Source organism: Desmonostoc vinosum, assembly GCF_059505385.1.
On the sequence record NZ_JCACKM010000244.1, the window covers coordinates 1 to 26,500 of the forward strand.

Sequence of the window (26,500 nt, forward strand, 5' to 3'; positions counted from 1 at the left end):
GGACTGGGGACTGGGGACTGGGGACTGGGGACTGGGGACTGGGGAATTGTCATTTGTTATTAATTATTCTCCGCGTCCCCGCGTCCCCGCGTCCCCGCGTCCCCAGTCCCTCACTGAATCAAATAACTACGCCAAACTGGTTGAGTATTTTTACTAGCCTTATCTGGTAGTAGTAATCGCCAAGTTTTGCCTTCTTGCTGAATTTGCAGGTAAACTTCAAAGGGTTTTTGGGGTTGCGTCAAGCGTCTTTTTGGTAGTTTGATAATCAAGTCGTAGGTTCCCCGGACACGGAAAGCTGGTAAACTATCAATATTCAGCGGTTGTTCTTGCTCAATTGATAGCCGTTTGATTTCAAATCCTCGGAAATCTAAATCTAGTTGCTGGCTGAGTTGCTGCTGGGTTTGCGATAGCTCAAGTGCGATCGCTTTTTTGACTAACTGGTTATTCGGTAACAATCCAGCACTACCACAAGCTGTCAATAATACTAGCAAAATCGCTGTCAAAACCCACCGCACCATGTTATTCCTGATATCTGACTCTCCAGCGATAGTATAACGGTAGATGCCTTACATTTTCTCATCTACCATGCCGAAACAAACCACTAATCTTGATAACCAACTTTACAATTACCTTTTATCTGCTTCGTTGCGAGAACCGGAGATGCTTTTGCAGTTGCGCCAAGAAACTGCTAACCATCCCAGAGGTGGAATGCAGATTTCACCAGAACAAGGGCAATTTATGGCTTTATTAGTAGAGCTAATTGGCGCGAAGAAAACCTTAGAAGTTGGCGTATTTACAGGTTATAGTTCACTTTGCATAGCCTTAGCACTGCCTGCTGACGGGAAAATAATCGCGCTTGATGTGAGTGAGGAATATACTGCGATCGCTCGACGCTATTGGCACAAAGCAGGGGTTGCTGATAAAATTGACCTACGCTTAGCTCCAGCTTTGGAAACTTTAGATGAGCTGTTGGCAAGTGGACAAGCACAGACATTTGATTTTGCTTTTATCGATGCGGATAAAGAAAATTATGATGGATATTACGAGAGATGTCTGCAACTAGTACGTCCTGGTGGATTGATTGCTATTGATAATGTGTTGTGGTCTGGACAAGTTGCCGACTCACAAATTCAAGATGAAAGTACTCAAGCTATTCGCGCTATTAATAACAAATTACACCACGACGAACGCGTCGCCCTCTCCCTTGTCCCCATAGCCGATGGACTAACTTTGGCACTCAAGCGAGGGTGAGAATGGGGACTGGGGACTGGGGACTGGGGACTGGGGACTGGGGACGCGGAGAATAAATCAATGATTAATGACAAATGACAATTACCAATTCCCAATTCTCAAGAATTTAATTAACATCATGTTTACTATTACCTAGTTCCATCCAGGTTGAGTCTAGTTCCAACAATTCTAAATTTTGATTAGTAGTTTGAGGAAGGTTATTTTTTTCAGGTAGAGGGTTGTTTTTTATTAAGCGAACGAAGGTGCGATAAGGTATATATTCTAGAGGATTATACCCAGTAAAATAAAGGATTAAAACACAAGCCCACGAGTATTTACCAGCGAGAATGGCTTGGATAATTTGTGCTAATTCTTCGTTTTTTAAATTATATATCTTATTTATTGCTTCGTTTGGCTCGAAGAAATCTTGAGTCATATAATTACCTTCAAAAAATTACAAAAGCTTCTGTTTTTTGGGTATAAAAGTAAAGGAATAGGGTGTAAAGTAAATTTACACCCCTTTTTTCTTGGTGACAAACTTGTTAAGCGTTCCCTTATTCGATAATTTTTATAACTTCAATGAAGTATAGATATCTTCTGAGTTGGCGTTGAGATAAGGACGCTGTAACTCAATATTGTGTAAGGAGAAGTGGTTTAAAATTGATACCATTCTACCATCTGGAGTGTCGTTACCATTTAGCCACGCTTCAATTAAACCATTAGCAATAACTTGACAGCGGTTTGTGCCAAAACTTTCTTGTTCACCAAATTTGTGGTCTGGTTCTTCAGCAATTGCTAAGCCTGGTGCAATTAATTTGGTAAACAAAGGTACTTCTTCAGAAAAATAGGATTGATGTTCTATATATAATCTCTCTAATACAGAATGAACAATTTGATAATTAATTTTGTTAAAGTAAAACACCGCTGAGTCATAACGCTCATAATCTGAAGGGTTGTATAGAGCTTTAAACGAGAAACGAATTGAGAGAGCGTTGAGTTGTTCGGTCAAGCTGCTCATCATGGCAACTGCGCCTTCTGGAGTTAAATTAAAGTAGACGCGCACCATGTTCTCATGAGATTGAGAAGCACCAGCATTCCCTACAGCCATATAAAACCCATTTTGCACAATATTCTTGGGCATTTTGATTGCTACTGTGTTACCAACAGTAGCAGCTTGATGTTGTGGTTGCAAATGGTGATCGCGTTCTATATGTAATGTTAAACCATTCCTAAGTACTGCCAAAGTACCATCTGTTTCTTCTCTGACAACTAGCCAAGCGTCACTCCAGTAACCTTCACCTCTGTTGCTATCATGCAAGCGATTGTAAAATCCTACATCAACACCTAACAATGTATTGTTTTCTAAATTTTGATTAAGTGCTAAATTCGTTACATCCGCATCAGGTGCAAGGGCACTTTTCAAAGAGCCATTGTAGTAAATGCCATAAAGAAAACTACGTAATTGTATACTCAAATATCTATTTTGATTTTCTAAAGGCAATTGCTGAAAGCGAGAAATTGCTGACTCTGGCAATTCTAAAGCTTTGTAGTCTGGATGTTTAATAGAATAGTGAGATTCTATCTGAACCTGGTTAACAATATCTTGCAGCAATGTCTGCAATGACTCTGAAAGTTCTAACAGTTGGTTTTCTGGCAAATTTAATAGTTGCATATGTGTTGAGTGGGGAGTAGGGAGTAGGGAGTGGAGAGTGGCTCTTATGGGTAGGTTTTTTAGATTTCGCGTTTTGGTTGACGCGGAGACGGGGAGACGCGGGGACGCGGAGAAAGATTTCGGAACGGAAAAATAGGCTTTTTCAGACTGAATATGAAAAACCTACCCTTGAAAGGTGGAGAGTGGGTTGAGCGAAGTTGAAACCCACGGTAAATTGAGAGTAGGGAATAAACAGTGGGTTGAGTAAAGTCGAAACCCATGGAGAATGATTATTTCTCCCCTGCCCCCTCATCCCTCTACGCGAGAGACAAGGTTGCAGGCATGAGATCTGAGATTTCAACACCAAAAATCGATAAAATTGACTCTTCCGGACGGCAAAGCAAACTCTTAGCAACTTGCAGCATACAAATCCCGGCATTCCCAAAAGTTTTTTCATGCTGGAGTGTTGCTTGAATAGCTCTAATTAAAGCTAAGCCGCAAAATTGCATCACTCGCTGCAAGAAATCGGGACGTTGCTCTAAGATTTCTGGGAAGTTAATCAAGTAAGCATTAACTAGTGCTGTCATCGAAGGTTGGAGCAGTTGCAAAGGAGTTGTCGCTAAACGTAAAGATTGCTCAATTGCCATCGATTTGCTGGTAATCATGCTATTCAACCATATTTGCAAATAGCTGGCAATTACTGTTCCTAAATCGTTAGCTGGATCTCCCCATGCACAGCGTTCCCAATCAATAAATCGAATGATGCTTTCTTCTAAAGGGTAGTCCTCGTAAATTGCTGCTTCCCAACTCAAGGATAAAAGAATATTGTTCAGCTTGAGGTCATTATGGGTTAAACAACAGGGTGTAAAAATATTGTTTAAATCTGCGATCGCTTTTCCTAAGCTGTCATAACGTTGATATAAAGTAAAGAATTTCAAACCATCGCTAGGAACAGCACCAAAAATTGCTGGAGTGATTCTCTCTAGACTCCGAGCTAAGTTAGGAGTCTGTTGCTCAAAACCATTCTCAGCATTTTGAAAGAAATTTTGATAGTCTTGACAGTCAATAGTTAGGCGATGAATTGATGATAGAGTAATTCCAATTGCCGTGGCAATTTCATGAGGAAAAAAAGTCTCTTTAATGTAGAAATCTGTTAAGTCACGATAATCATTGAGATAATTGAAAACAATGATTGAATGATCATTATCAAAATTCACTGCTTCTGAGAAATAATGACGAATTGGACTCAATTTTGTAAATCTGTGGAGTAAGTCGTGAACTCGCCATTCTTGCAAAAATTCGCCAGCGGTTTTACCTTCACGATTATAACGCTCTTGTTTAACCAAGAGTTTCCGATTATTCGGTAAATTCAGTAATAAATTAAAGTTTTTAGCAGGTTTTAACTCTATTTGGCTTGATGATTTTTCTTCTTGAGTACACAAACCTTGGGCAATTAGGTAATCAAAAACGTTTTGAGAACTTAATACAAATGGTGGCATGGCTTTAAATAAAGTTCAAAGTTAACGACTAGTGAATGACTTAGCTATTTGCGTAATAGCATAGATTGCAAGCAGTGCGATCGCAGCCCTAGTAATCATCATTAGAAACTCAATATTTTGCTCAAGCACATAGTCTTGACCACCATATACAGATGTCGAATCCCTATCGGTCAAGTCGTTGATAAAATTTTCTGCATCAGCAGCTTGCAATTCATAAAATATGATAGTTGCCATTTTATTTATATCTTAGACAATGGCTAAGTAGGAGCCAAATTAAGCAATTAGTATCTTAATTTGGCTCAGCAATTCACTACAAGCTAGTCAATCACAATGTAGGCGAGTTAGCGTTAATTAATAACTTGGTTAAAAAGACAACTTTGTTAATGTTAAAGCGCGATCTATCTCAATAAACTTATGTAGCTCAGTAATCTACTACAAAACTAAGCTTCAGAATGGCTGCTGAATGACTTAGCTAAGTAAGCAATATGTCCAATAGCGTATATATTGACATATCCTTCAATTAGCTTGTCAAATCCAGACATGTCGCTAAAGCCATAACTACCACCGGAAATAGCGTCTACATCACTTAAGTCATTGAGAAAGCTTTCAGAATCTTGGAACAATTGAGAACCAACGTGAAGCTCAGAAAGAGTGATATTTGCCATGACTAACTCCTACAATGTTTATTACAAATTGTTTAGTTTAATTAGTAGCTATCCTGGGGGTTGAATAATCTAAAAATCTCATATTTATCACAGAGATTACTTTGATTTTTATGGCCCAGGAAAGCCATCTAGCTCAGTAGTTAATTACAAAGCTATTATTAGTAGCCGTAACCATCATTTGAGCTAAAGGATTTAGCTAAGTAGGTTACATGACCGATGGCGTATACGTTGACATAGCCTTCGATGATTTTGTCAAATCCGTAAAAATTGCTAACGCCATAATTACCACCAGAGATTCCATCTACATCGCTCAAATCATTGAGGAAGCTTTCGGAATCTTGGAACAATTGAGAACCAACATGAAGCTCAGAAAGAGTGATATTTGCCATGATTAACTCCTAAAATGCTTATTACAAATTTTTTAATTTTGTTGGCTATCCTGGGCGTTTAGTAATCTAAAAATCTCATATTTATCACAGAGATTACTTTGATTTTTATGGCCCAGGAAAGCCATCTAGCTCAGTAGTTAATTACAAAGCTATTATTAGTAGCCGTAACCATCATTTGAGCTAAAGGATTTAGCTAAGTAGGTTACATGACCGATGGCGTATACGTTGACATAGCCTTCGATGATTTTGTCAAATCCGTAAAAATTGCTAACGCCATAATTACCACCAGAGATTCCATCTACATCGCTCAAATCATTGAGGAAGCTTTCGGAATCTTGGAACAATTGAGAACCAACATGAAGCTCAGAAAGAGTGATATTTGCCATGATTAACTCCTAAAATGCTTATTACAAATCATTTAATTGGGGTTGCTATCCTGGGTACTTAGTAATTCAAAAATCTCTTGTTAATCACAAAGATTGTTGCTTTTATTTTGTAAACCCAGGAGAGCTATATAGCTTAGTAGTTAACTACAAAGCTATTAGTAATCGTAACCACCGTTTGAACTAAAGGATTTAGCTAAGTAGGTTACATGGCCAATAGCATATACATTGACATAGCCTTCAATTAACTTGTCAAATCCCCAGAAATCACTGAAACCAGAACCACCACCAGAGATTCCATCTACATCGTTCAATTCATTCAGAAAGCTTTCAGAATCTTGAAACAATTGAGAACCAACGTGAAGTTCAGAAAGAGTGATATTTGCCATGATTAACTCCTGAAAGAGTAGCTTAAAATCAAGTTTTTTTGCAATCGATTAAGCTGTGTTTTGCTTAACCGTTAATGCAATTTTTATTCAGAACAATTTAGAAAGTCAAGGCTATAAATTGGCTGAAAAAGACATAAATAAATGACTTGTGTCTTTTATAGTTTTATTTGTAAACTGAGATTCTTTCACATAATAGAGATGTGAATTATGTGGAATACACTTGTTTTTCTCTCTAACAGGGGTAGGTTAATAGATAAGCTGTTAAACATTTAATTTGCGCGTTGAAAGGCAGGGGAGCAAGAAAGCTACTGCGGTCTTTACTCCCCACTCCCCACCTATCGCGCTCGCGCTGCGCTTCTGCGTGAGATGCTTCGCGAACGCGTACCACGCAGATAATTTCATGAATTTACTCAGATTCTGACATTAATATTTACCATTAAAAATCGTGTATTCTAATGTTAATTAAACTTAGAATACACGATTATAAGGAAAATTCAATTCCAAAAATCTGCTCAAGAATGTGTTTCTTAACCCAAACTTTGAAGTGATTCATCCAATTGACCGGCAATATCAGCGAGAATAACGCTGATATCATCTAAAGTGGCTGATAGATTGGTTGAATCGATTGTCAGTGAGCTTCTCCGTCGTCTTCGTCTTCTTCTTGTGCCATTCTCTACAGTACCTTCTTCTACTGTATTACCACCTTGTATCGACCTCATTTCCCAAGATTCTAGTTCAGTGAGCAGATTTTCTTCTCTAATAACAACCAAATTGGAGATTATTACCCTAGCCATTTTTCACCTCTCAAAAGTCAGTGAGCTTAAATAAATAACTTTGGATCAGATGAAACTTCAAATCCAAAATATCTCTCTTCTATTTTGGAGTTTTATTTGATAAAATCAAGGCTTTTAGGTTAACTTCAAGGACACAATTAAAGTAATTTGGTCTGGGAAACTGAATATTTTAGAGTATTGGAAGTTTTTTGTCTTACTTGTTAGTTAGGTGGGAATTGACAATGGAAGTGGATACTTTTATTTGCTCTGGTAAATTGTATCTGCAAATCAAATTTTATTGCTGTAGTAGTTTAAGAGCGATCGCTCTTGGGTAGAAGTAGTAATTTTACTTATCCCACCGCTTTTGATAAAAATAAGCAAATCGATGTTTTGATAACCGCGAGATTTTGAGTTATTTAGTTACCAGTATTAATTAACTAAGACTAATACCTAATGAATTTGGAGGCAGGCAATTATTCCTCCTAACCCTTGAAATAACAGGATTACCACCGATTTTTTTGAATTCTCAAATCACATAATTGTGTAAGATAATACTTAAACTTATTACTTCAGATGGATACATGATCAAGTAAGTAAATCTATTACTTCAGATAGATGCATAAAATGTATTTTTTATGTCCACCTTTTACTCTTTTCTTAGTATAAGTTAAAGCTACTTAATAGTAGTTTTTGAATTTATTAAGTATTACCCTCATCAAAAATTTCATAAAAAAGCTCATATTCCGGCTTAAATCAGCCAAAATTAAGCTAAAATCCGGTTGAAATGTTGCTTTACTTTAAAAGTATGTTGACTAAACAGAGAAGAATCTGCTAATTAAATAACAGTGCTATTAGCACATGGTTAAAAAATAAGAGTTGCTAGTAGACTTCAAAAATCCCTATCGTGACTATCTTCCCTTGTAACTCTCGTTTAGTACAAGCACAGATACTGGTTACGGTCAAGTCTAGGCAGGTCTTTGAAACTTAACCCATTAGTGTAGAGTTTCCTGTTTGATTTAGGTTTTAGAGTCAGGTTCGGCTGTGTCAGTAAATAATGTTGCTGAGATTGGAGGTAAATCTCTGATGCAGAGCATATATCTGGGGACTAATTTTATAGCCATGTTTCCCACCTACTACGTGCAAATGCCTTGAAAAACTTTACTCAAGGTTGATCCGGTATCCGAGTTTTTCCAAATAATCAAGCACTATTATTTTTGTTACTCAGCAAAGTTTTAATTAAGATTCAAGATTTCGTGAGATTCGCAAAACCACAAATTATCATATGGTGTGCTTTAGATTTTTTAAGTGTTTTTCTGCTTTAGGCTTAGCGGCTATCGAAAGCAGACCACAACACAATAAAAATTTCTTATAAATCCGGGACAACTTCCCTAGACTCGCAAAGCACTAGGGAAGAGAACCCGGTATTTAGTTGCACATCATGTAAATGGTTAATTAGCGTTTGCAGGACTAATTAATTTTGCAGCTGCTGAATTAGCTGCCAGGCTTTTGACAGCTGCAAAGGACAAGTTCGTCCACGTTTTACATTGGAAGGCAACTGGGTTGTATTATGCCACACTATTACAGTCAATACAAGGCTTTCGAGAATTACAACAGCACGCGAAAGAACAAGTTTTCAACACCTTTTCAGCTACAAAAGCAAGTAAGTAGCTTGATATTAGATATACAAGTAAATATTGTCGAAAAATCCAGATTTGTCAGATATTGGGTTTTTTTAAGTTAATTTACCTGATAATCAGCAATTGTTACACCAATAGCTGTGTAACGAATAGGTTTGCTTACTCAGTAAAAACTCTTGAGTGTCATCTTTAAATGGGGAGTGGGGAGTAGGGAACTTTTATGGGTAGGTTTTTGAAATTTCGCGTTTTGAGCGACGCGGTGAGTCCAGTGAGTAAAGGAGGGTTTTCAACGCCAGTCGCTCATGGGGGAAACCACACCACTTGCTACAACGGGGGTGGCTCCCAGGGGAAGACGCTAATATGCAACGTTAACACTCAGCATTGATTCGGTGATGTGAAACTTGCAGGAGGAAACTGTGTTTTCACGGCAACAGTTAGAACAGCAACTTAATCAAGTTTTGGGCGAGAAACTTTCGCATCAGGAACTTGACGGATGTTTGGCAGCGGTGGAAATCTTGGAACCAACTGTAGCAAGGCAGTTCTGGCAAACAACGGAGGCAAAGGCGGGAATTTATCTGATTTTGGCGGGAAAAGTCAGACTGCTGGATAGTTCTGAGAATTTAATCACGACGCTGACGACTGGGGGGTCGTTTGGCGAGATGACTTTATTTGGAAAACAGGAGTTTCAACCTTACGCCGCTAGATCTGCTGTGAATTTAAAGCTGGGCTTTTTCGAGGAGAAAGCTTTACAAGAGGTGATGTGTAAATATCCGATAATTTGCGATCGCCTTTTTGCTCGTGCTGAGATGACAGATGTGCTGCTCTGTTGTCAAAAGCCGCTCCAGGGAATGCTCGGCGCTCTGTCTCTATTTGAGAGGCATCAACTAGCAATAGGTTCTGTGAGTGCTTCATTACCTCCAGATGCCAAATTGTGGTTGTTGTACAAAGGTCAACTAGAGCATTGTGATGGTTATATCTTGACACCAGGAAACATTTTGGCTTTAGAACCAGAAAAACAAGCCAGCTGGCAAGCAACGCTACCCACCACCCTATATGTTCTCAGAAATGCGGATTGGGAAACTGCACTGCAACATTGTCCACAGTTAGGGGAATTAGTAGACGATGAACAGATGCTTGTGGGGATATCGCCAAAGCCGCAGACATCCTCAGAACGGATTTCCGCTAGGAATGTCATACCCTTTCCACAGCGAGATTTCCAGTCACAACCGCAGCCAAAAAGCGACCCCTATTTTCCCACACCCAAGGTTGCAGTTGGGCATTTATGGGAACGCCTAACCAAAAGCTATCCTTTCTTTGCTCAACATAGCGCCTCCGACTGTGGCGCAGCTTGTTTGGTAATGATCGGCCGTCATTGGGGTAAGCATTTCAGCGCCAATAAAGTGCGAGAGTTAACCAACGTCAATCATAGCGGTGCATCCTTGCCTGCTTTGGCAGTAGCGGCCGAAACTCTCGGTTTTATTAGCCGTCCCGTGAAAGCCAGCTTAGATAAATTAGCAGAGCAAGCTTTACCTGCGATCGCTCATTGGCAAGGCAAACATTACATTGTTGTTTATGAGATTACCAAAAAACGGGTGATTATCTGCGATCCCGCGATCGGACAACGCAACCTGACTCGCGCGGAATTCAACGATGGCTGGACTGGTTATGCATTGCTATTGCAACCCACCGCAGCACTCCAAGATACCGAAGTAGCAAATAGCTCCTTGTGGCGATTCTTTGATTTAGTTAAACCCCATTGGAGAGTGCTGCTAGAGGTATTTCTAGCATCTTTGTTACTCCAAGTATTCGGATTAATTACGCCAATCTTTACCCAACTACTACTAGACAGAGTGATTGTACAGGGCAGTACCATTACTCTAACCGCCGTCAGTTTAGGATTAATAATTTTTGGATTGTTTAGCATTGTCATGAACGCCGTGCGGCAATATTTGCTAGCGCATACAGCGAACCGTGTCAGTGTTGCACTTTTGGTAGGTTTTATCAAACACACGTTTCGATTACCCTTATCTTTCTTTGAGTCTCGTTACGTTGGCGATATTGTTTCGCGAATCGAAGAAAATGAGAAAATACAGCGTTTTCTCACAGGGGAAACTCTATCGATCATCCTGGATTTATTAACAATAGTTATCTATCTGGCAGTGATGTTCTGGTATAACAAGAGCATGACATTGTTGGTGCTGTTGATTGTGCCGCCATTTTTCATCTTGGCATTGGCAAGTACAAACATTTTGCGTCGCATGTCCAGAGAGATTTTTAATGCTGGAGCCGAGGAGAACAGCTATCTAATTCAATCTCTGACAGGGATTCGTTCTGTGCGCTCAATGGCGATTGAGCAGACAGTACGCTGGCATTGGGAAGAATTACTCCACACTTTAGTCAAAAAAGGTTTTAATGCACAGGTAATTGGCATTCGTTTGCAAGTAATCAGCGCTAGCATCGATACCTTGATGTCTGCGGGGTTGTTGTGGTATGGGGCATGGCTGGTGATTAATCAAGAACTCACCATTGGACAGTTGATAGCTTTCAATATGCTGATGGGAAACGTTATCAGTCCCTTCAAGCGATTGGCAGGAGTTTGGAACCAGTTGCAGGAAATCTTTATTTCCGTAGAACGACTAAACGATGTCTTGGAAGCAAAGCCAGAAGAAGACCTACTCACCTGTTCTCGCAAACCTTTATCTACACTCCGCGCTCATATCCGCTTTGATAACGTGACTTTCCGCTATCACCCAGAAAGCGATGTGAATATCCTCGAAAATATCAGCTTTGAGATTCTACCAGAGCAAATGATCGCCGTTGTTGGGCGTAGCGGTTCAGGGAAAACAACCCTGAGCAAGTTAATTTTAGGTTTATATCCCCCCACAGATGGCAAAGTCTTAATTGACGGTCATGATCTTAAGAGTATTGCTTTGCGATCGCTACGGACGCAGATTGGTGTCGTTGATCAAGATAACTTCTTGTTTGGCGGAACAGTCAAAGAAAATATCGGCATTGCTCATCCCCACGCTTCCTTAGAGGAAATTACAGAAGCAGCACATCTAGCGGGAGCAGACGAATTTATTCAACAGTTACCCATGGGTTACGAAACCCAAATAGGTGAAGGTGGCGGAATGCTCTCCGGTGGACAACGCCAACGCTTAGCAATAGCCCGTGCTTTGCTAGGGAATCCCCGCTTATTAATTTTCGATGAAGCCACCAGTAATCTCGACGCCGAATCAGAACACATAATTCAAAACAATTTAAAAACAATTCTCAAAGGACGGACAAGCTTAGTGATTGCTCATCGCCTTTCTACCGTGCGTCATGCAGACTTAATCCTAGTCTTAGATCACGGTGTTTTAGTCGAAAGCGGTACTCACGAAGAATTAATCGCCAAAAAAGGTCATTACTTCTACTTAAATCAACAACAACTGGATGTCAGTTATAGCAAAGTGCTGAGTGCTGAGTGCTAAGTGAGAAATAAAATCTTTCCCACCCACTCCCCATTCCCCATACTTCTCCTGTCGCAAGATCCCGTAGGGTACGACTCCGCTCAGTAGAAGTTCCGAATTACGAATTACGTTAGCGCAGCGTTAGCGAGTCCTCGAGCGTCATTACGAATTACGAATTATGCCACACCCTCATAATTCATCCTCTGCTCTTGCTGATCAACAAGCAGAACAGGATGACCAAATTTACATCGAACCTGGTGAATCTGTTGAAACTGCTCATCAAGCAGAAACTGAAGATTGGTTTTACGGAACTGAAGAACTACTAGATGCCCTGCCCAAACTTTGGACACGTTCTGTACTGTACGTCATGCTGGGTTTTGCTGTGATTGTCCTACCTTGGTCGATGTTTGCCAATGTGGATGAAACAGGCAGCGCCAGAGGCCGCATAGAACCTAAAGGAGCAACACAAAAATTAGATAATTTATTTGGAGGTAGGGTTACTGCTGTCAGAGTCAAAGAAGGAGACACCGTTAAAGCAGGGCAAATTCTACTGGAACTAGAATCTGATATGCAGCAAGCAGAACTGCAACAAGCTCAAGCTCAGCTATTTGGGTTACTCACTCAGCAGACGCAGCTAGAATTACTCAAAAACCAATTACAGTTAACAATCAATGTCCAAGAGCAACAAAACAAATCTCAAGAATTAGAAAAAGTTGCCCAACTTAACCAGGCACAGCAGAATTTTAAGGCTAAACAGAGTAACTACAACCTACAAAAATTAGAAAAACAGGCGCTAGTTAGTCAGGCGCAGCAGCAGATTAACGCTACTCAAGACGATCAAAAGACAGCCCAAACTCGTTTGGGTATAGATTCAAGACAAGTCAAACGCTTTAGCCAACTTGTGAGTGATGGTGCAGTTTCTGCAACTCAAGTTGACGAACTCAAAAAAGAACAACAGGAGAGTAAAAGACTTTATCAAAAAGCACAGTCTGACATCAAACAAGCCCAATTGCGCTTAAGCGAAGAAACAAATCGTTACCAAGCAACAATCAATCAGCTCGAGTCTGATATCAACCAAGCAAAACTCCAACTCCAAGAACAACAGAGCAACTATGAAAGCGTGGTGCAAGCCGGAAAACTAGCTGCGCTCAAAAGTCAAGAACAACTCAACAACCTAGAGACACAAATTACTGGACTGCGATCGCAAATCGTTCAAACCACAAGCCAGATTGCATCCTTAAAGTTTCAGTTAGCGCAAAAAGTGGTGCGATCGCCCATTGACGGGATGATTTTTGAGTTCCCAGCCTCTAAACCCGGAGTAGTACTACACCCAGGCCAAAGGATTGCTCAGATTGCCCCTAAAGATGCTGGTTTTGTCCTCAAAGCTAATATGCCCAGCCAGCAAAGCGGCTTTTTGAAAGTAGGAATGCCAGTAAAAATCAAGTTCGATGCTTATCCTTTCCAAGAATACGGGGTTATGCCAGGACAGGTAAATTGGATTTCACCCGATACGAAGGTGCAGCAAACACCCCAAGGTAGTATCGAAAACTTTGAGTTAGAAATCACCCTCGATAAACCTTATCTCCAGAGTGGTAAGCAACATATTCAATTAAGTTCTGGCCAAACAGCTACAGCAGAAGTAATTACCCGTCGCCGTCGAGTAATTGACTTCATCTTAGATCCATTTCAAAAAATGCAAAAAGGCGGTTTAGAACTTTAGTCAAAATGCTGCGTAATACAAATCAGGACTTACGGTTTGATTCTTCCGTCACTCCCTCATAAATCCTACAAATAAAACAAAAACTTTCTTCCCCCACTCCCCACTCCCCACTCCCTACTCCCTCAATATATTGGAGGTATCGTATTATGCCCCAGAGCTTGATAATTTCTAGTTCCGATATTATTCACAGCCTTAAACTTTCCTGCCAAATACCTGATGTAGTCAATACAATAGCATCCCAAAGCATTATTGCTGAAACAGCTCAAAATCTGGGAATTACAGTCATACCAGAAGAACTACAGCAAGCAGGAGATGATTTAAGGTTTGCAGAAGGGCTTGTAAAAGCCAAAGATACTTGGACATGGTTAGAAAAACATCACCTATCTGTGAATGAGTTTGAAGAATTAACCTACAACAATGTTTTGTTCAAGAAGTTAGCAAATCAATTATTTTCAGATCAAGTTGAAAAGTTCTTTTATGAACACCAACTAGATTATGTTGCTGCTGTCACCTACGAAGTTCTCTTTGATGCACGAGACTTAGCTTTAGAGCTTTTTTATGCCCTAAAAGAAGGTGAAATCAGCTTTCCACAAGTCGCCCGTCTATATATCTCAGAACCAGAACTCCGCCGCACTTATGGATATCAGGGATTCCAATACCGCAAAGATTTTCGTCCTGAGATTGCAGCAGCTATCTTTGCTGCTGCACCACCAGAAGTTCTCAAGCCAATTACGACTTCCAAGGGAGTGCATTTAATTTGGGTGGAAGAAGTTATTCAACCCCAACTAGATGAAAAATTGCGGCAAAAAATTATTACAGAATCATTTTCTGACTGGTTAAGGCAACAAGTCCAAGCGGTGGAAATTTATCTGCAAATAAACTCAGAGAATAGTTTGCGATCGCCGCATCAATTACTAGAACAATCTTAAATCTGTTACTCACAACACCAAGCTTTAAAACCTTTAATTCCTCCCATTTACAAAAAATATTTTTGGCATGATTAAAACATAAAAATTAATCACTGTAACTCATGTCAGACAACGAAAATTTACTTTCGCTGCTTTATTTTTTTATGCGTTTTTATCCTTTATTTTTGTTAAATACTTGCTTAATAAAATCAAAAGTACTAATCATTTTTTTAGTATTTTTCTGCAAAAGCTATTGACTTTTTATCAAAGCAGACATATAGTAAATGTGTAACCAACAAACACAAATTGGTTAAGGCAAAAATCCCAAACAACTTACACATTCGGGAGAAAGATGATGATTATTTCTGATCTAAGCTACTTGGAAAATACCTCTGAAGAAATCTTTGGTGGTCGTGGTACTACAATCAGGAACACCTTTACTTCAGACAAGAGAGTTAGAGCCGTTGTTGACGAAACATACACTAAGACAGTTACTACTAACTTGGGTGGCTTAAGAGGATATACAGCTGAATTAGTTGTTAGCTCCGATGCTACTAGCGGCAGAGGAACCTTCACTAGTGTTATTGGTGGTGTACAAACCGAACGCGGCCGTTCTGAAACTTTCGTTAACGCTATTTCCGTTAGCAGATAGCAGAAGTGGCTAGCTGATAAAACTGAATTGGCTTGATATGAAGCTTAAAAACCAAAGCAGGCTAGAGTGAGCAAGAAAACCAACACTTAGGGGCAATTATTTTGTTGGGTTATTCAATACTCTACTCAACCTACTATTGGATGTTCAAAAATTGCTGAAAACTATAACTCCAATATAGTTTTCAGCAGTTTTCTAAATTTATGCAAACATACACTAACATAGTTCGTGAGATGGTTGCAAGGCTTATGCTTCCATTAATCACGAATATCTCTTCATTAATCGCGAGATTTTCGTACTTTGATTCAGCAACGCCGTAAAATTCAGTTGCACTAGTGCGATAGTATTCAATCCTGATATCAAGTCAATAATGGTAACACTTTCACAGTTTAGTCTCTAATTATAAGTACCAAAGTTGACGCTTCAAGATTAGAGGAGTTGTAAGGCTGATATTACCACTCAAGCAGGGTAAAGAGAGAGTGTAATGAGTACCTTTAAAGCCAGAGTTTCCAGTAGCAGTGTTTCTGTCAGAGGTCTGTCCTACACCAATACAACTGGTGCTGGCAGTAGTATAAATGTAATAGCTACTTCCCCTACAGGCCGGAAAATTAGCAAAAAAGAAGAAGTTTTTATAATCGGAGCGACATCGAATAAAACTACTGTAACAGCCAATGATTCCTCCATTACGTTTTTAATCAGCATTGACGGCGACGCTCCCGCATTTATAGATACAAGCTCCAGTCAGGAAACTGATTTTTTTGGGAACAACGCCCTTTTAAGGACAGCAGACCGCGACATTTTGATTGGTACTGCTGGTAACAATAATCTCCAAGAGACTAAAGGGAATAATGCTAATTTCATAGCTGATTTCAGTGCGTCTAGAGATTATAAGATTGACATCGTAGCAAATATAATCAATCAAAAAGATTTGGTATTTGCAGGCTTTGATTCAACGCATGATGGCAAAGCTGACACCATTCTTATTCAATACCAACAAAATGACGTCCCTATATTCGGTGGGGATATTTTGTAGATAAAACCTAATTTTTTCCAAGTGCAATTTCAAGAAAGCTATTTTGCAATAAAAGTAAACATCGTCCTGTTAGCAAAGTTACCTCTTTTATCGCTTTCGGCAGAAAATAATCCATAACCCTCATAGTATAAAACTTTCACCAAAAATCTTGGTTTTAGCCATTTGGCTAGAAAATAAACGTTCAAATTGAGGAGAGAAAAAGTATGCCTACCTTACGAGGAACTAGTCGCAATGATGTATTAAGTGTGCCTGGTGGAGATACTAATCTTAATCGTTACAGTATTTATGGAATTGGTGGTAGTGACATTTTAACTGGTGGAGGTGGTAACGACAAAATTTTTGCAGGTAATGGAGGCAATTCCATACTGAATGGGCGGGGTGGCAATGATTTTTTGTTCGGCAACCTTGGCGACGACACCCTTTATGGGGGTAGCGGTAATGATAACTTAAGCGGCAGCCTTGGCGATGATAACCTTTATGGGGGTAGTGGCAACGATCAGCTCAATGGGGGTCTTGGCAATGACATCCTTTATGGAGGCCTCGACAATGATGCTCTGTTCGGCAGTATTGGAGATGACTTGCTTTTTGGTGAAGCTGGCAAGGACAAACTCTATGGAAGTGATGGTAGTGACGTATTGTTTGGTGGCAGTGGTGATGATGAACTGAATGGAGGTTCTAATGGATCTCCTGATGCTCCTGAAGGATTCTTTGAGGATTATCTTGTTGGGGGTGCTGGTAGCGACATTCTCAATGGGTTTGGTGGTGGTACAGGAACCTTTGAGATCGATTCATTGGTGGGTGGTGGTGCGGTTGACAAAACTGGCACTATCACGAGTTTTTCCCCCGATGGTAAGAAAGATATATTTGTGCTTGGGGATGAAGAAGGTTCTTTTTATACTGCCGCTGGTTCCGATGACTATGCGATTATTTTTGACTTTGAAATAGGTATTGATGAGTTACAGTTGAACCCAACTGGGACTTATAGATTTGGAATTACATCTGCTTTTAGTGAACTTGATACATTGATTTTTGCTCAACTTCCTAGCGGTCGTGATCTGATAGGTATTGTGGTAGGCGTTGATCTGATTGGCTAGTGTTGTAATTTGTAATACTGATATAGCAGATTGCAGGTAAATGAGGTACAAGTTTTAAGAACAGAGTCATATAATAAAAGACTTTTAACCCTGTTTCCTGTTCCCTGCTGTATATATTTCGTAGATAAAATACATAACAGGATAAAAGGAGAATTTTATGCTGTCGCAGACTCTATTTCTCCAACCAATTTTAGATCCACTTCCTAATCCCAATCCTAACTTTGCTGAAGCTGAAGGTGTTGCTTCTTTCTCCAACTATAATCAAACTCCTTCGGGAGCATTGACTAGCGCTCAAGTAGAAACGTTAACCAAAGATGGCGTTGCTGCTGCTGTGATTGACGCCGGAGCTATTTTTCAAGCTGACCCAACTTTCTCTTCGCTATTTACTAATAGTTCTGGCATTGGTTTAGAAGGGCCTTTTGAGGGCAGTGCTAACAATCAAATCAAAGTAGTTGCGAGTTTTGATGTTGGCGCTAAACAAAACTTCTCGTTCAATTTTGAAGCAGATTTAAATCTCACAGCTAAAGAAATTGAAAACTACAAAACTGAATATAACAGAGCAACGTCAAAAGCAACTTTTGTGGTGTTAGACACTACAGATATCAATAAACCTAAAGTATTAGATTATTTTGGTATCCAAGGTAATTTAATTTCTTCTAAGCAGATTGGTAATTTTCAGATTGGAAGTAGTCGTAACGTCACTATTACTAGTAGCCAACAAACTGCTGATATTGATGGTAATAATCAAGAGGACTCACTGACAGCTAAAGCCACTGGTACTTATCGCCAGAAGTTTAAACGCAATACTAATATAACTGTCATAGAAATTAATACTAGTGCCGTTGAATTTCAAGGAGATACTTTAATCGGTAACTTGGGTGAAGACGTTATCTATGGAACGATTTGGAGCGATCGCCTCAAGGGAACTAATCGGGCAGATAAAATTTATGGCAGCCTGGGAAATGACAGGTTATATGGGTACAAAGGTGATGATATTCAAGAAGGTGGTAAAGGCGATGATGCGTTATATGGATCTAGGGGTAATGATAAGCTTTATGGTGGTTGGGATGATGACCTCCTAAATGGTGGTCGTGGTAGTGATATTTTATGTGGTGGCGATGGTTATGACAAGTTTGTTTTTAACCGTCAAGACAGCTTGCTTAAAGGTGAATATGATGTAATTCGAGATTTTCAGGTTGGTATCGATAAAATTGTATTTCAGAATTGGGGTTATGCTAATAGTGATAATTGGTTAGAGAAAATGTTTGCTCAAGGGAGAATTTCGGATACCCAAGCTGGTGTACGCTTTGAACTTAATTGTGGATTAAATCAAGGGGTATTACTGCTTTCAGGTATTACTTTTAACCAGATTAGCTCTGAGTCAATAATTTTTTAGAATCAATATTGTACCAATCGCGATTGTGCCCTTCGACTTTGCTCAGGACACGGTGTTGGCTGAGCGAAGTCGAAGCCAACACCCTGGTATATCCCTACTCCCACTTCCTCACAAGTGTAGGTTTTTCACATTCAATCCGAAAAAGCCTATTTTTCCGTTCCGAAATCTTTCTGTGCGTCTCCCCGTCTTGCGTCAATCAAAACGCAAAATATTAAAAACCTACACCTGTCAGCTCCCCACTCCCTATTTGGATTAATTCTTTGCTTGTGGTTGTGGGGTTGGAATTGTCACATCTATTGGTGTTATTTGTGTCGCTAGTTGTGTTAAAGGTGGTTGAATTGTGGTTTGATTTCCGACTACTAGTGTGACAAGTTTTTCTGGTTTGAGGTATTGTTTTGCTACTCGTTGTACGTCGGCTGCTGTGGTGGCGGCTACAGCTTTTTGATAGCGAAACAGAAAGTCAGCTGGGTAGCCGAAATATTCATATCGCATTAACCGCGTTAAAGTTTGACTGGGGTCTTGAAAGTTGAATACAAAAGAGTTGAGTGTAGACTCTTTGGCAAAAGTTAGTTCTCGGGCTGTTACTTTTTGGTTTTGGATGCGCTTGATTTCGGCTTGTAACGCTTTGACAAATTGTACAGTAGCATCAGAACGTGTTTGTCCACCAGCGATGAATATGCCTGGGTAATCGTAGCGGGGACTCCAAACGCCATATACAGAATAAGCTAAACCTTGACGCGATCGCACTTCATTAAACAAGCGTCCACCAAAGCCATTTAATACTCCATTTAACACATCTAGGGCGGCATAATCGGGATTATCGAATCTTCCTCCCAAATGCCCAATTAAAATATTGCTCTGAGTCAGTTGTGGCTGATTTACAAAAAAGACTCCACCAGTATTAGCTGGTGATACCTCTGGTAACGGAGACTTAGCGATTTTGGGGTTAGGTTGCCAATTACCAAACTTGGCTTGAATGAGCGATCGCATTTTTTTCGGATCAAAATCACCCACAATCCCCAAAATTATATTATTGGGATGAAAATATTGCTGATAAAACTTCAGCAAATCTTCACGAGAAACCTGATCCAAGGTAGTATACTCCGTAGTCCGAGCATAGGGGCTATCCTTGCCATAAATCAACTTGCGAAATTCCCTACCTGCAATCTCATCTGGGCTATCATTGCGACGGGCAATACTACCCCTTTCCTGAGTCTTAGCCAAATCTAGCTTTTCTTGAGCAAACGCAGGTTCTCGCAGCACCTCAGCAAATAGCCCAAACACCGTTTCTACATCTTCGCTGAGTGCTTGAAAACTTGCATTCCCAGCAGCCTCGCTAATACTAGTTTCTACCGCTGCTGCTCGTTGTTCCAGCATCTGGTTCAACTCATCAGGTGAATGCTTGTTAGTACCTCCAGTCCGCAGTACTGTACCCACCAAATCGGCTAACCCGACTTTCTCTAATGGTTCCCAACGGCTTCCTGTACGAATAATAGCTGTACCATTCACCAACGGCAGTTCATGATCCTCCATCAAATAGACAACCAAACCATTTTGTAAAACAAACCGCTCATACTTAGGTACTTTAATCTCAGGCAAAGGCGCTAACTGCAACTCCGTATAATGCTTAGCCGCTGCTGCTGCTGCCCAAGAAAAATTAAAAGTAAACGCTAAAAAGGCAAAAGCAACTACCAAAGCATAAACCAACCTCTTCCCATCTTTAATTTTGAACTTCATTCGCCTTCTATCCTTCACCTGATATCTCTGCATGTCTCTGTTCCTTTGCGTCTGGTGCGGTTCATTTTTCTTTTGACAACAACTTACCAATAGTGCGATTTTCTGGCGTAAACGTTGCCTTTGCCACCCGTTGAATATCACCAACCGTCACCGCTGCAATTTCATCCAACTGCTTAAACAAATTCCGCCAAGAACCCGTTTTCACTTCATATTCCAGCAACTGTTGTGCCATCCCCATATTGGAATTGAGAGTGCGTAACAAACCCGCCCGTGCTTGAGTTTTCACTCGTTGCAACTCAGTCGCAGAAACAGGTGTATTCTTCAAAGAGTCTATTTCCTGACGTAAAGCCACTGCCAACTCATCAACTGTACGCCCAGGAGCTGTTAAAGCAAAGAAAAGCATCAAATTTGGATACTTATCTCCAGGAAATCCACTAAAACCTTGAGCATTCAACGCCAAGCGTTGCTTCTCCACCAAAGACTTATATAGCCGCGATGTGCGTCCATTACTTAGCAAACTGCCAATAATCTCATAAACCGCATTATCTGGATGGGTAACTGCTGGGCGATGATAACCTTCCAAATACAAAGGTTGAGAAGGGAACTGTACACTTACCTCCCTGATTTGCTTTTGCTGGGGTTCCGCTGCGATTTTAAACTGGGCTTTGGGTTTTGCCCGATAACGTCCAAAGTAAACTTGCGCCAGTTTTTTAACTTCACTTGGGTTAACATCTCCAACAATGGCGATCGTTAAATTACTTGGTACGTAGTAGTCATCAAAAAACTTCTGGACATCTGCCACCGTCAAGTTACGGATATCTTCGTCATAACCAATCACCGGGCGTCGATAAGGATGGACTTTATAAGCAGCATCTTGAAACTTTTCTACCATCAAGCCAATAGGCGAATTTTCTACCCGCAGGCGTCGTTCCTCCAGAATCACATCTTTTTCTTTGTAAAACTCGCGAAATACAGGCTCTAAAAATCGCTCTGATTCCAACGACATCCACAGTTCCAACTTGTTCGCCGGAAAGCTGTAAAAATAACGAGTTGCTTCGGTAGAAGTGTTGGCATTTAAACCTGTGCCACCTGCTTGTTCGACGATTTGCCCTAGTTCGTTTTGCTTAACTAACTCGGCTGCTTGTGATTCTACTTGCTTAAACTCAGCTTGCAACCGGGCAACTTCATCTTTTTTACCATCGGCTTTCGCTGTTTGAATTTGGGTATCCAACTGTTCCAAGCGTTCCAGTAACGGTTTCTCTGCTTTGTAGTCTTTTGTACCGATGCGTGTTGTTCCTTTAAAAGCTAAATGCTCTAGAAAGTGCGCTACACCAGTTTTTCCAGTTGGTTCATCCACACCACCGACATCTGCGTAGGTAAGAAATGAAACTACTGGCGCTTCATGTCGTTCCAAAACAATAAACTTCATGCCATTTTCCAGACGAAACTCAGTCAATTGCTTAATCACCCGATCCAGATAAGGTTGTATCGAAGTTTGAACTGGTTGGGTGGGGGTTTTGACAGGTTGTAGTGGTTGTTGGCGAGGGGGTAATGTTTGAGTTTCAGCTAGAGCAATTTCTGGTAGTAATCCCCACCAGAACATGATCATAGCCAACAAGGCAATAAATAGCCGACGTAGTGTGAGGGATAGTTGATTTAACCAATACAACTTTGGTCGAAGATAACTGTGCTGGATCATAAGCGAAAATTAATTTAAAGTTACATTACCTGAGAGATAGGTAAAGTGGCAAACAGAGGATTAATCTTGTATTAAGCTTAAGCTTTCTGTGCTTTTTGTACCTGACGTTAGACAATAATGCTACAAGTCGTGTTCCGGAGATTTCACCAGAACTGTTATGCGAGTTTTTAATTCTCCCCCGCCCTCAGAGGCTCAAACGCGCACCCGAATTCTACAGGCAGCACAAAAATTGTTTGCCTCGCAAGGATTTGATGGTACTACCACCCGCGACTTAGCACAAGCAGCAGGTGTTGCTGAAGGTACCCTGTTTCGTCATTTTCCCAACAAAAAAGCGATTTTGGTTGAACTAGCAACTAGTGGCTGGGTGGAGATTTTGACAGATTTGCTCACAGAATTGAGTGAAATGGGCAGCTATAAGGCTGTAGCTCAAGTGATGCGTCGGCGGATGTGGAATTTACAGAAAAATGCTGACATGATGCGGGTGTGCTTTATGGAAGTGCAGTTCCATCCAGATTTGCGCGATCGCATTCAAATAGAAGTCATCAATAAAATGACCGATGTTGCTGAAGCATTCTTCCAAACTGCAATGGATAAAGGAATCTATCGCCGGATGGATGCCAACCTCGTCGCCAAAGTTTTTTTAGGAATGTTTGCGATCGCAGGTTTTTCTGACAACACCCTCATGGAACCCAACGCCTCCCCCCAAGAAATGCAACACATGGCAGAAGGATTGGCTGATATCTTTCTTAATGGTGTTTTGGCGAAAGATTAGGGACTGGGGAAGGGGACGCGGGGACGCAAAGAAAATTTCTCCCTCATCCCCCTCATCCCCCTCATCTCCTCACTCCCCTCGCCTGTTGACTCCATTGTTGAACTTGCTCGATTGGTGGACACAAATCTCGTCGCTGCATTGTGGCTACTTGTAAGCGCATAATTTGTTTGTGCAATCTGTGGGTAGGTGTTTGAGCTAATTGGGCTACAGAACCGATACCTGCATGTAGTAACAAACCGCAATATTGTGGCCCAACGCTGGGAATACTCGCTAAGTCAGCCAAAGCTATCCATTTATTCACATACTGAAGATGGACTTGTAGTTTATTGGCTAATGCTATTCGTGTTTGCAGAGTCTTGCCTTGTTGAACTAGTTCTGTTGTGGTTGTAATCCCACAATTTTGTAGTTGAGATTGTTCCTCCTGGCTCAATCCTGGTAACTGCTCAATTGGCCAGTCACATGATAATTGATAATTCATAATTCGTAATTCGTAATGACGCTCGCGGACTCGCTAACGTAATTAAGTTTTGTAATGGGGATCTGACCCTAACACAAAACTTACAGGTTATAGAACCGGGGGAATTAAACCCACGGAACTAGTTAACTAGAACTGGGAAACATTTAAATCAACTCGCCGCGTAAGACAGTGATTGCTTGGCCGCCGAGGAAAACGCGATCGCCCCCAGGATATTGCACCTTGACGACGCCACCACGACTGGATGCTTGGTAAGCTAAGAACTCATCTTTGCCCAAGCGATCGCGCCAAAAGTAAGCAAGGCAGCAATGAGCTGCGCCGGTCACTGGGTCTTCATCTATACCTTGACTTGGGGCAAAGAAGCGAGAAACGAAATCGTAGTTTGAATCAGGGTGAGTCAGGCTGGTGACGATAAAATCAGAAACGGGTAATGTTTTGAGTAATTGGAAATTTGGCTTGATTTGTCGCACTAACTCTTCAGACTCTACCTCTATTAAGTAGCCTAAAGAATTTTGCACAATAGATATGTATGGTATACCCAAAGCTGCGTCAAATTGGGGAGGAGCGATCGCGACTTGTGAGCGATTGACGGGAAAATCCAACTCAATCCACTCATCCAGACGTTTAGCAATGAGTAAACCACTTTTGGTATAAAAACGCGCAGCTTGATCAGGCGATAAATGCCCCTCTGACCATAGCACATGGGCACTGGCTAAAGTTGCATGACCACACAGCGGCACTTCTAGCACTGGCGTAAACCACCGCAGATTAAAGCCATCATCTTGTTTGAGCAGAAAAGCCGTTTCCGATAAATTCATCTCTCGCGCTATGTTTTGCATCCAATCATCATCTTGGGGAGCAGGCAAAACACAGACACAAGCAGGATTTCCTGCAAATTGCGTATTGGTAAAAGCATCAACTTGAGTAATGATTTGTCCCATAAATTTCCTTTTTTTAACGAATTACAGAGGAAGGGAGTAACGATCATTTCTAATTAGGAATTGGTATTAATCTAAGCGATCGCAGTACCTTATAAATTAGTGGTGTTGTCTCCAGAGGTTTGAGCAAATGCTAAATTCAAATCAGAATTTGAGGATCAAAATTATCGGAGGCGTCTTTGCTGTAATTAATTTAGGGCTAATTTCTCTAGGATTAGTCAGCTGTGGTGGTGAGGACAAAGAAAAACAAAGACTAGCACCCACGGAACAACAACGACCAGTTCAACAGCCTAATCGGCAAGACGACGATGATCAAGAAGATGACGAAGAAGATGGACAAGACGATAAAGACTAGTAATTAAATTTGAGTCTTCATTTATGGTTATTAACAATACCTCTAGTTCACTGATTGATATTCTACGTCAGCGACGGCAACGTCTAGCTAGCCTGATAGATTTTCCGGCTATTCTTTGGTCAGGAAGCAGCAATCCACGTAACTTTCCAGCCAATGTTTTTCCCTTTCGCGCTAGCAGCCACTTCCTCTATTTTGCTGGACTACCATTACCAAATGTGGCAATTCGCCTAGACGCTGGCAAATTAGAGCTATTTATGGATGATCCCCAACCCAATAGCGCCCTTTGGTATGGAGAAATGCCTCAGCGTCACGAAATAGCTGCCCATATTGGGGCAGATGATGCTAAACCAATGGCTGAGTTAGAATCTTGCTTGGAAGATGCAGCTACAGTTGCTGTTCAAGATGCTGCTACTTGGACACAACAGTCACAGTTACTAAATAGATGGGTTCTGCCACAAAAATCTCCGATAGGCATTGACTTGGAGTTAGCCAAAGCAATTATTTCCTTACGCCTTACTCATGACGCAGATGCATTGGTGCAATTGCAGAAAGCTGCTGCTGTGAGTGTAGCAGCACACAAAGCTGGGATGGCAGCAACACCCAAAGCCAAAATCGAAGCAGAAGTCCGGGCGGCAATGGAAGGAGTTTTTATTGCCCATAACATGACCACTGCCTATAACAGTGTTGTGACTGTTCACGGTGAAGTTTTGCATAACGAGCATTACCACCACCCTTTACAACCAGGTGACTTACTACTTGTAGATGTTGGTGGCGAAACTGAAATGGGTTGGGCGGCTGATATCACTCGTACTTGGCCGGTTTCTGGTCAATTTTCTGCTACTCAAAAAGATATTTATAATATTGTGCTAGCAGCTCATGATGCTTGCATTGCCAAAATATACCCTGGAGTTGAATATGCAGACGTTCATCTATTGGCTACCAACATCATTGCAGAAGGTTTAGTAGATTTAGGTATTCTCCAAGGGAATGCTGAAGATTTGGTAGAAATGGATGCCCATGCATTGTTTTTTCCTCACGGTATCGGACATTTACTCGGTTTAGATGTCCATGATATGGAAGATTTAGGAGACTTAGCAGGGTATGATGAGGGGCGTCAAAGAAGCGATCGCTTTGGGTTAAGTTACCTACGTTTAAATCGTCCTTTGCGTCCGGGGATGTTAGTGACAATTGAGCCTGGTTTTTATCAAGTACCAGCAATTTTAAATGAAGCTAAACTGCATCCAACATATCAAAAATTAGTCAATTGGGAGCGATTATCTCATTTTCATGATGTCCGAGGAATCCGCATTGAAGATGATGTTTTAGTTACTGAAAATGGTACTGAAGTTCTCACAGCAGCATTACCTAATAACATCAGCGCTGTAGAGAATTTGTGTAAATGATGTCAAAGGGATTGTGGATTGGGTACTGGGTACTACTAAAAATTATGGCCTTGCTGAATAATGGGATGATTTTTGCCTCACGCAAAGGCGCAAAGAATCAACCTTTGGTTTTGGACAAAAATCTCAATTCATACCGCATTTATGCAACGCCAAAATTCTTTTATTCTCCATTCTCCATTCCCTATTAAATTAAAATATGGAAACAATTTCATCTTGATTCTAAATTTCTAAAACTAATGTTTCTCCAGCACGG

The 26,500-nt window shown here is 40.7% G+C and carries 25 protein-coding genes; 11 read left to right on the forward strand and 14 right to left on the reverse strand.

Annotated elements, in window-relative coordinates:
- Nucleotides 1–110: 110 nt before the first annotated feature.
- Nucleotides 111–518: a hypothetical protein gene (locus tag AC5JMF_RS27510; RefSeq protein WP_495798887.1), complete on the reverse strand. Its 408-nt coding sequence runs from the start codon at nt 516–518 to the stop codon at nt 111–113.
- A 67-nt stretch (nt 519–585) separates the two neighbouring features.
- On the opposite strand from AC5JMF_RS27510, the gene AC5JMF_RS27515 reads away from it, so the two are divergent.
- Nucleotides 586–1,251, forward strand: coding sequence for a class I SAM-dependent methyltransferase (locus tag AC5JMF_RS27515; RefSeq protein WP_495798888.1), 666 nt, complete (start codon nt 586–588; stop codon nt 1,249–1,251).
- 106 nt (nt 1,252–1,357) lie between these two features.
- Here AC5JMF_RS27515 and AC5JMF_RS27520 read toward each other — a convergent pair whose 3' ends face one another.
- The 9 genes from AC5JMF_RS27520 to AC5JMF_RS27560 all read right to left on the reverse strand — a co-directional run bounded on the left by AC5JMF_RS27520 (nt 1,358) and on the right by AC5JMF_RS27560 (nt 7,000).
- On the reverse strand, nt 1,358–1,666 hold the full coding sequence (locus AC5JMF_RS27520) for a HetP family heterocyst commitment protein (protein WP_495798889.1): 309 nt from the start codon (nt 1,664–1,666) through the stop codon (nt 1,358–1,360).
- Between the two features lie 132 nt (nt 1,667–1,798).
- Nucleotides 1,799–2,902, reverse strand: coding sequence for a T3SS effector HopA1 family protein (locus tag AC5JMF_RS27525; protein ID WP_495798890.1), 1,104 nt, complete (start codon nt 2,900–2,902; stop codon nt 1,799–1,801).
- Nucleotides 2,903–3,198: 296 nt separating this feature from the next.
- Nucleotides 3,199–4,380, reverse strand: coding sequence for a phosphotransferase (locus tag AC5JMF_RS27530; protein WP_495798891.1), 1,182 nt, complete (start codon nt 4,378–4,380; stop codon nt 3,199–3,201).
- A gap of 21 nt (nt 4,381–4,401) precedes the next feature.
- Nucleotides 4,402–4,614, reverse strand: a complete 213-nt coding sequence (locus AC5JMF_RS27535; RefSeq protein WP_495798892.1) for a hypothetical protein — start codon at nt 4,612–4,614, stop codon at nt 4,402–4,404.
- Nucleotides 4,615–4,820: 206 nt separating this feature from the next.
- Nucleotides 4,821–5,045 (reverse strand): hypothetical protein, encoded by a 225-nt coding sequence (locus AC5JMF_RS27540; RefSeq protein WP_495798893.1) that lies wholly within the window; start codon nt 5,043–5,045, stop codon nt 4,821–4,823.
- A gap of 158 nt (nt 5,046–5,203) precedes the next feature.
- A complete protein-coding gene (locus AC5JMF_RS27545; protein ID WP_495798894.1) occupies nt 5,204–5,434 on the reverse strand; it encodes a hypothetical protein in 231 nt (76 codons plus the stop codon).
- A 155-nt stretch (nt 5,435–5,589) separates the two neighbouring features.
- Nucleotides 5,590–5,820 (reverse strand): hypothetical protein, encoded by a 231-nt coding sequence (locus AC5JMF_RS27550; protein ID WP_495798894.1) that lies wholly within the window; start codon nt 5,818–5,820, stop codon nt 5,590–5,592.
- A gap of 155 nt (nt 5,821–5,975) precedes the next feature.
- Nucleotides 5,976–6,206, reverse strand: coding sequence for a hypothetical protein (locus tag AC5JMF_RS27555; protein WP_495798895.1), 231 nt, complete (start codon nt 6,204–6,206; stop codon nt 5,976–5,978).
- A gap of 527 nt (nt 6,207–6,733) precedes the next feature.
- Complete coding sequence (locus tag AC5JMF_RS27560; RefSeq protein WP_495798896.1) at nt 6,734–7,000, reverse strand: hypothetical protein; 267 nt, start codon at nt 6,998–7,000, stop codon at nt 6,734–6,736.
- A gap of 2,032 nt (nt 7,001–9,032) precedes the next feature.
- Between AC5JMF_RS27560 and AC5JMF_RS27565 the strand changes: the two genes are divergently transcribed.
- The 7 genes from AC5JMF_RS27565 to AC5JMF_RS27595 all read left to right on the forward strand — a co-directional run bounded on the left by AC5JMF_RS27565 (nt 9,033) and on the right by AC5JMF_RS27595 (nt 18,868).
- Entirely contained in the window at nt 9,033–12,089 is a 3,057-nt protein-coding gene (locus AC5JMF_RS27565) for an ABC transporter transmembrane domain-containing protein (protein WP_495798897.1), read from the forward strand.
- Between the two features lie 157 nt (nt 12,090–12,246).
- Nucleotides 12,247–13,788: a beta-barrel domain-containing protein gene (locus AC5JMF_RS27570; RefSeq protein WP_495798898.1), complete on the forward strand. Its 1,542-nt coding sequence runs from the start codon at nt 12,247–12,249 to the stop codon at nt 13,786–13,788.
- 146 nt (nt 13,789–13,934) lie between these two features.
- Entirely contained in the window at nt 13,935–14,717 is a 783-nt protein-coding gene (locus AC5JMF_RS27575; RefSeq protein WP_495798899.1) for a peptidylprolyl isomerase, read from the forward strand.
- A 331-nt stretch (nt 14,718–15,048) separates the two neighbouring features.
- On the forward strand, nt 15,049–15,348 hold the full coding sequence (locus tag AC5JMF_RS27580) for a hypothetical protein (RefSeq protein WP_495798900.1): 300 nt from the start codon (nt 15,049–15,051) through the stop codon (nt 15,346–15,348).
- Nucleotides 15,349–15,829: 481 nt separating this feature from the next.
- A complete protein-coding gene (locus AC5JMF_RS27585) occupies nt 15,830–16,378 on the forward strand; it encodes a hypothetical protein (RefSeq protein ID WP_495798901.1) in 549 nt (182 codons plus the stop codon).
- Nucleotides 16,379–16,581: 203 nt separating this feature from the next.
- Entirely contained in the window at nt 16,582–17,472 is an 891-nt protein-coding gene (locus AC5JMF_RS27590) for a calcium-binding protein (protein ID WP_495798902.1), read from the forward strand.
- Nucleotides 17,473–17,629: 157 nt separating this feature from the next.
- On the forward strand, nt 17,630–18,868 hold the full coding sequence (locus AC5JMF_RS27595; protein WP_495798903.1) for a calcium-binding protein: 1,239 nt from the start codon (nt 17,630–17,632) through the stop codon (nt 18,866–18,868).
- Nucleotides 18,869–19,120: 252 nt separating this feature from the next.
- On the opposite strand, the gene AC5JMF_RS27600 is transcribed toward AC5JMF_RS27595, so the two are convergent.
- Together AC5JMF_RS27600 and AC5JMF_RS27605 are read right to left on the reverse strand one after the other, a co-directional pair.
- A complete protein-coding gene (locus tag AC5JMF_RS27600) occupies nt 19,121–20,638 on the reverse strand; it encodes a M16 family metallopeptidase (RefSeq protein ID WP_495798904.1) in 1,518 nt (505 codons plus the stop codon).
- A 28-nt stretch (nt 20,639–20,666) separates the two neighbouring features.
- A complete protein-coding gene (locus AC5JMF_RS27605; protein ID WP_495798977.1) occupies nt 20,667–22,214 on the reverse strand; it encodes a M16 family metallopeptidase in 1,548 nt (515 codons plus the stop codon).
- A gap of 247 nt (nt 22,215–22,461) precedes the next feature.
- Between AC5JMF_RS27605 and AC5JMF_RS27610 the strand changes: the two genes are divergently transcribed.
- Entirely contained in the window at nt 22,462–23,076 is a 615-nt protein-coding gene (locus tag AC5JMF_RS27610; protein WP_495798905.1) for a TetR/AcrR family transcriptional regulator, read from the forward strand.
- A gap of 61 nt (nt 23,077–23,137) precedes the next feature.
- On the opposite strand, the gene AC5JMF_RS27615 is transcribed toward AC5JMF_RS27610, so the two are convergent.
- Both AC5JMF_RS27615 and AC5JMF_RS27620 read right to left on the reverse strand, forming a co-directional pair.
- Nucleotides 23,138–23,554, reverse strand: a complete 417-nt coding sequence (locus AC5JMF_RS27615; protein WP_495798906.1) for a DUF4332 domain-containing protein — start codon at nt 23,552–23,554, stop codon at nt 23,138–23,140.
- A gap of 143 nt (nt 23,555–23,697) precedes the next feature.
- Nucleotides 23,698–24,492 carry a PhzF family phenazine biosynthesis protein gene (locus AC5JMF_RS27620; protein ID WP_495798907.1) on the reverse strand — a complete coding sequence of 265 codons (795 nt, stop codon included), beginning with the start codon at nt 24,490–24,492 and terminating at the stop codon, nt 23,698–23,700.
- A gap of 127 nt (nt 24,493–24,619) precedes the next feature.
- On the opposite strand from AC5JMF_RS27620, the gene AC5JMF_RS27625 reads away from it, so the two are divergent.
- Complete coding sequence (locus AC5JMF_RS27625; protein WP_495798908.1) at nt 24,620–24,844, forward strand: hypothetical protein; 225 nt, start codon at nt 24,620–24,622, stop codon at nt 24,842–24,844.
- Between the two features lie 23 nt (nt 24,845–24,867).
- Complete coding sequence (locus AC5JMF_RS27630; RefSeq protein ID WP_495798909.1) at nt 24,868–26,247, forward strand: aminopeptidase P family protein; 1,380 nt, start codon at nt 24,868–24,870, stop codon at nt 26,245–26,247.
- The last annotated feature ends 253 nt before the right edge of the window (nt 26,248–26,500 follow it).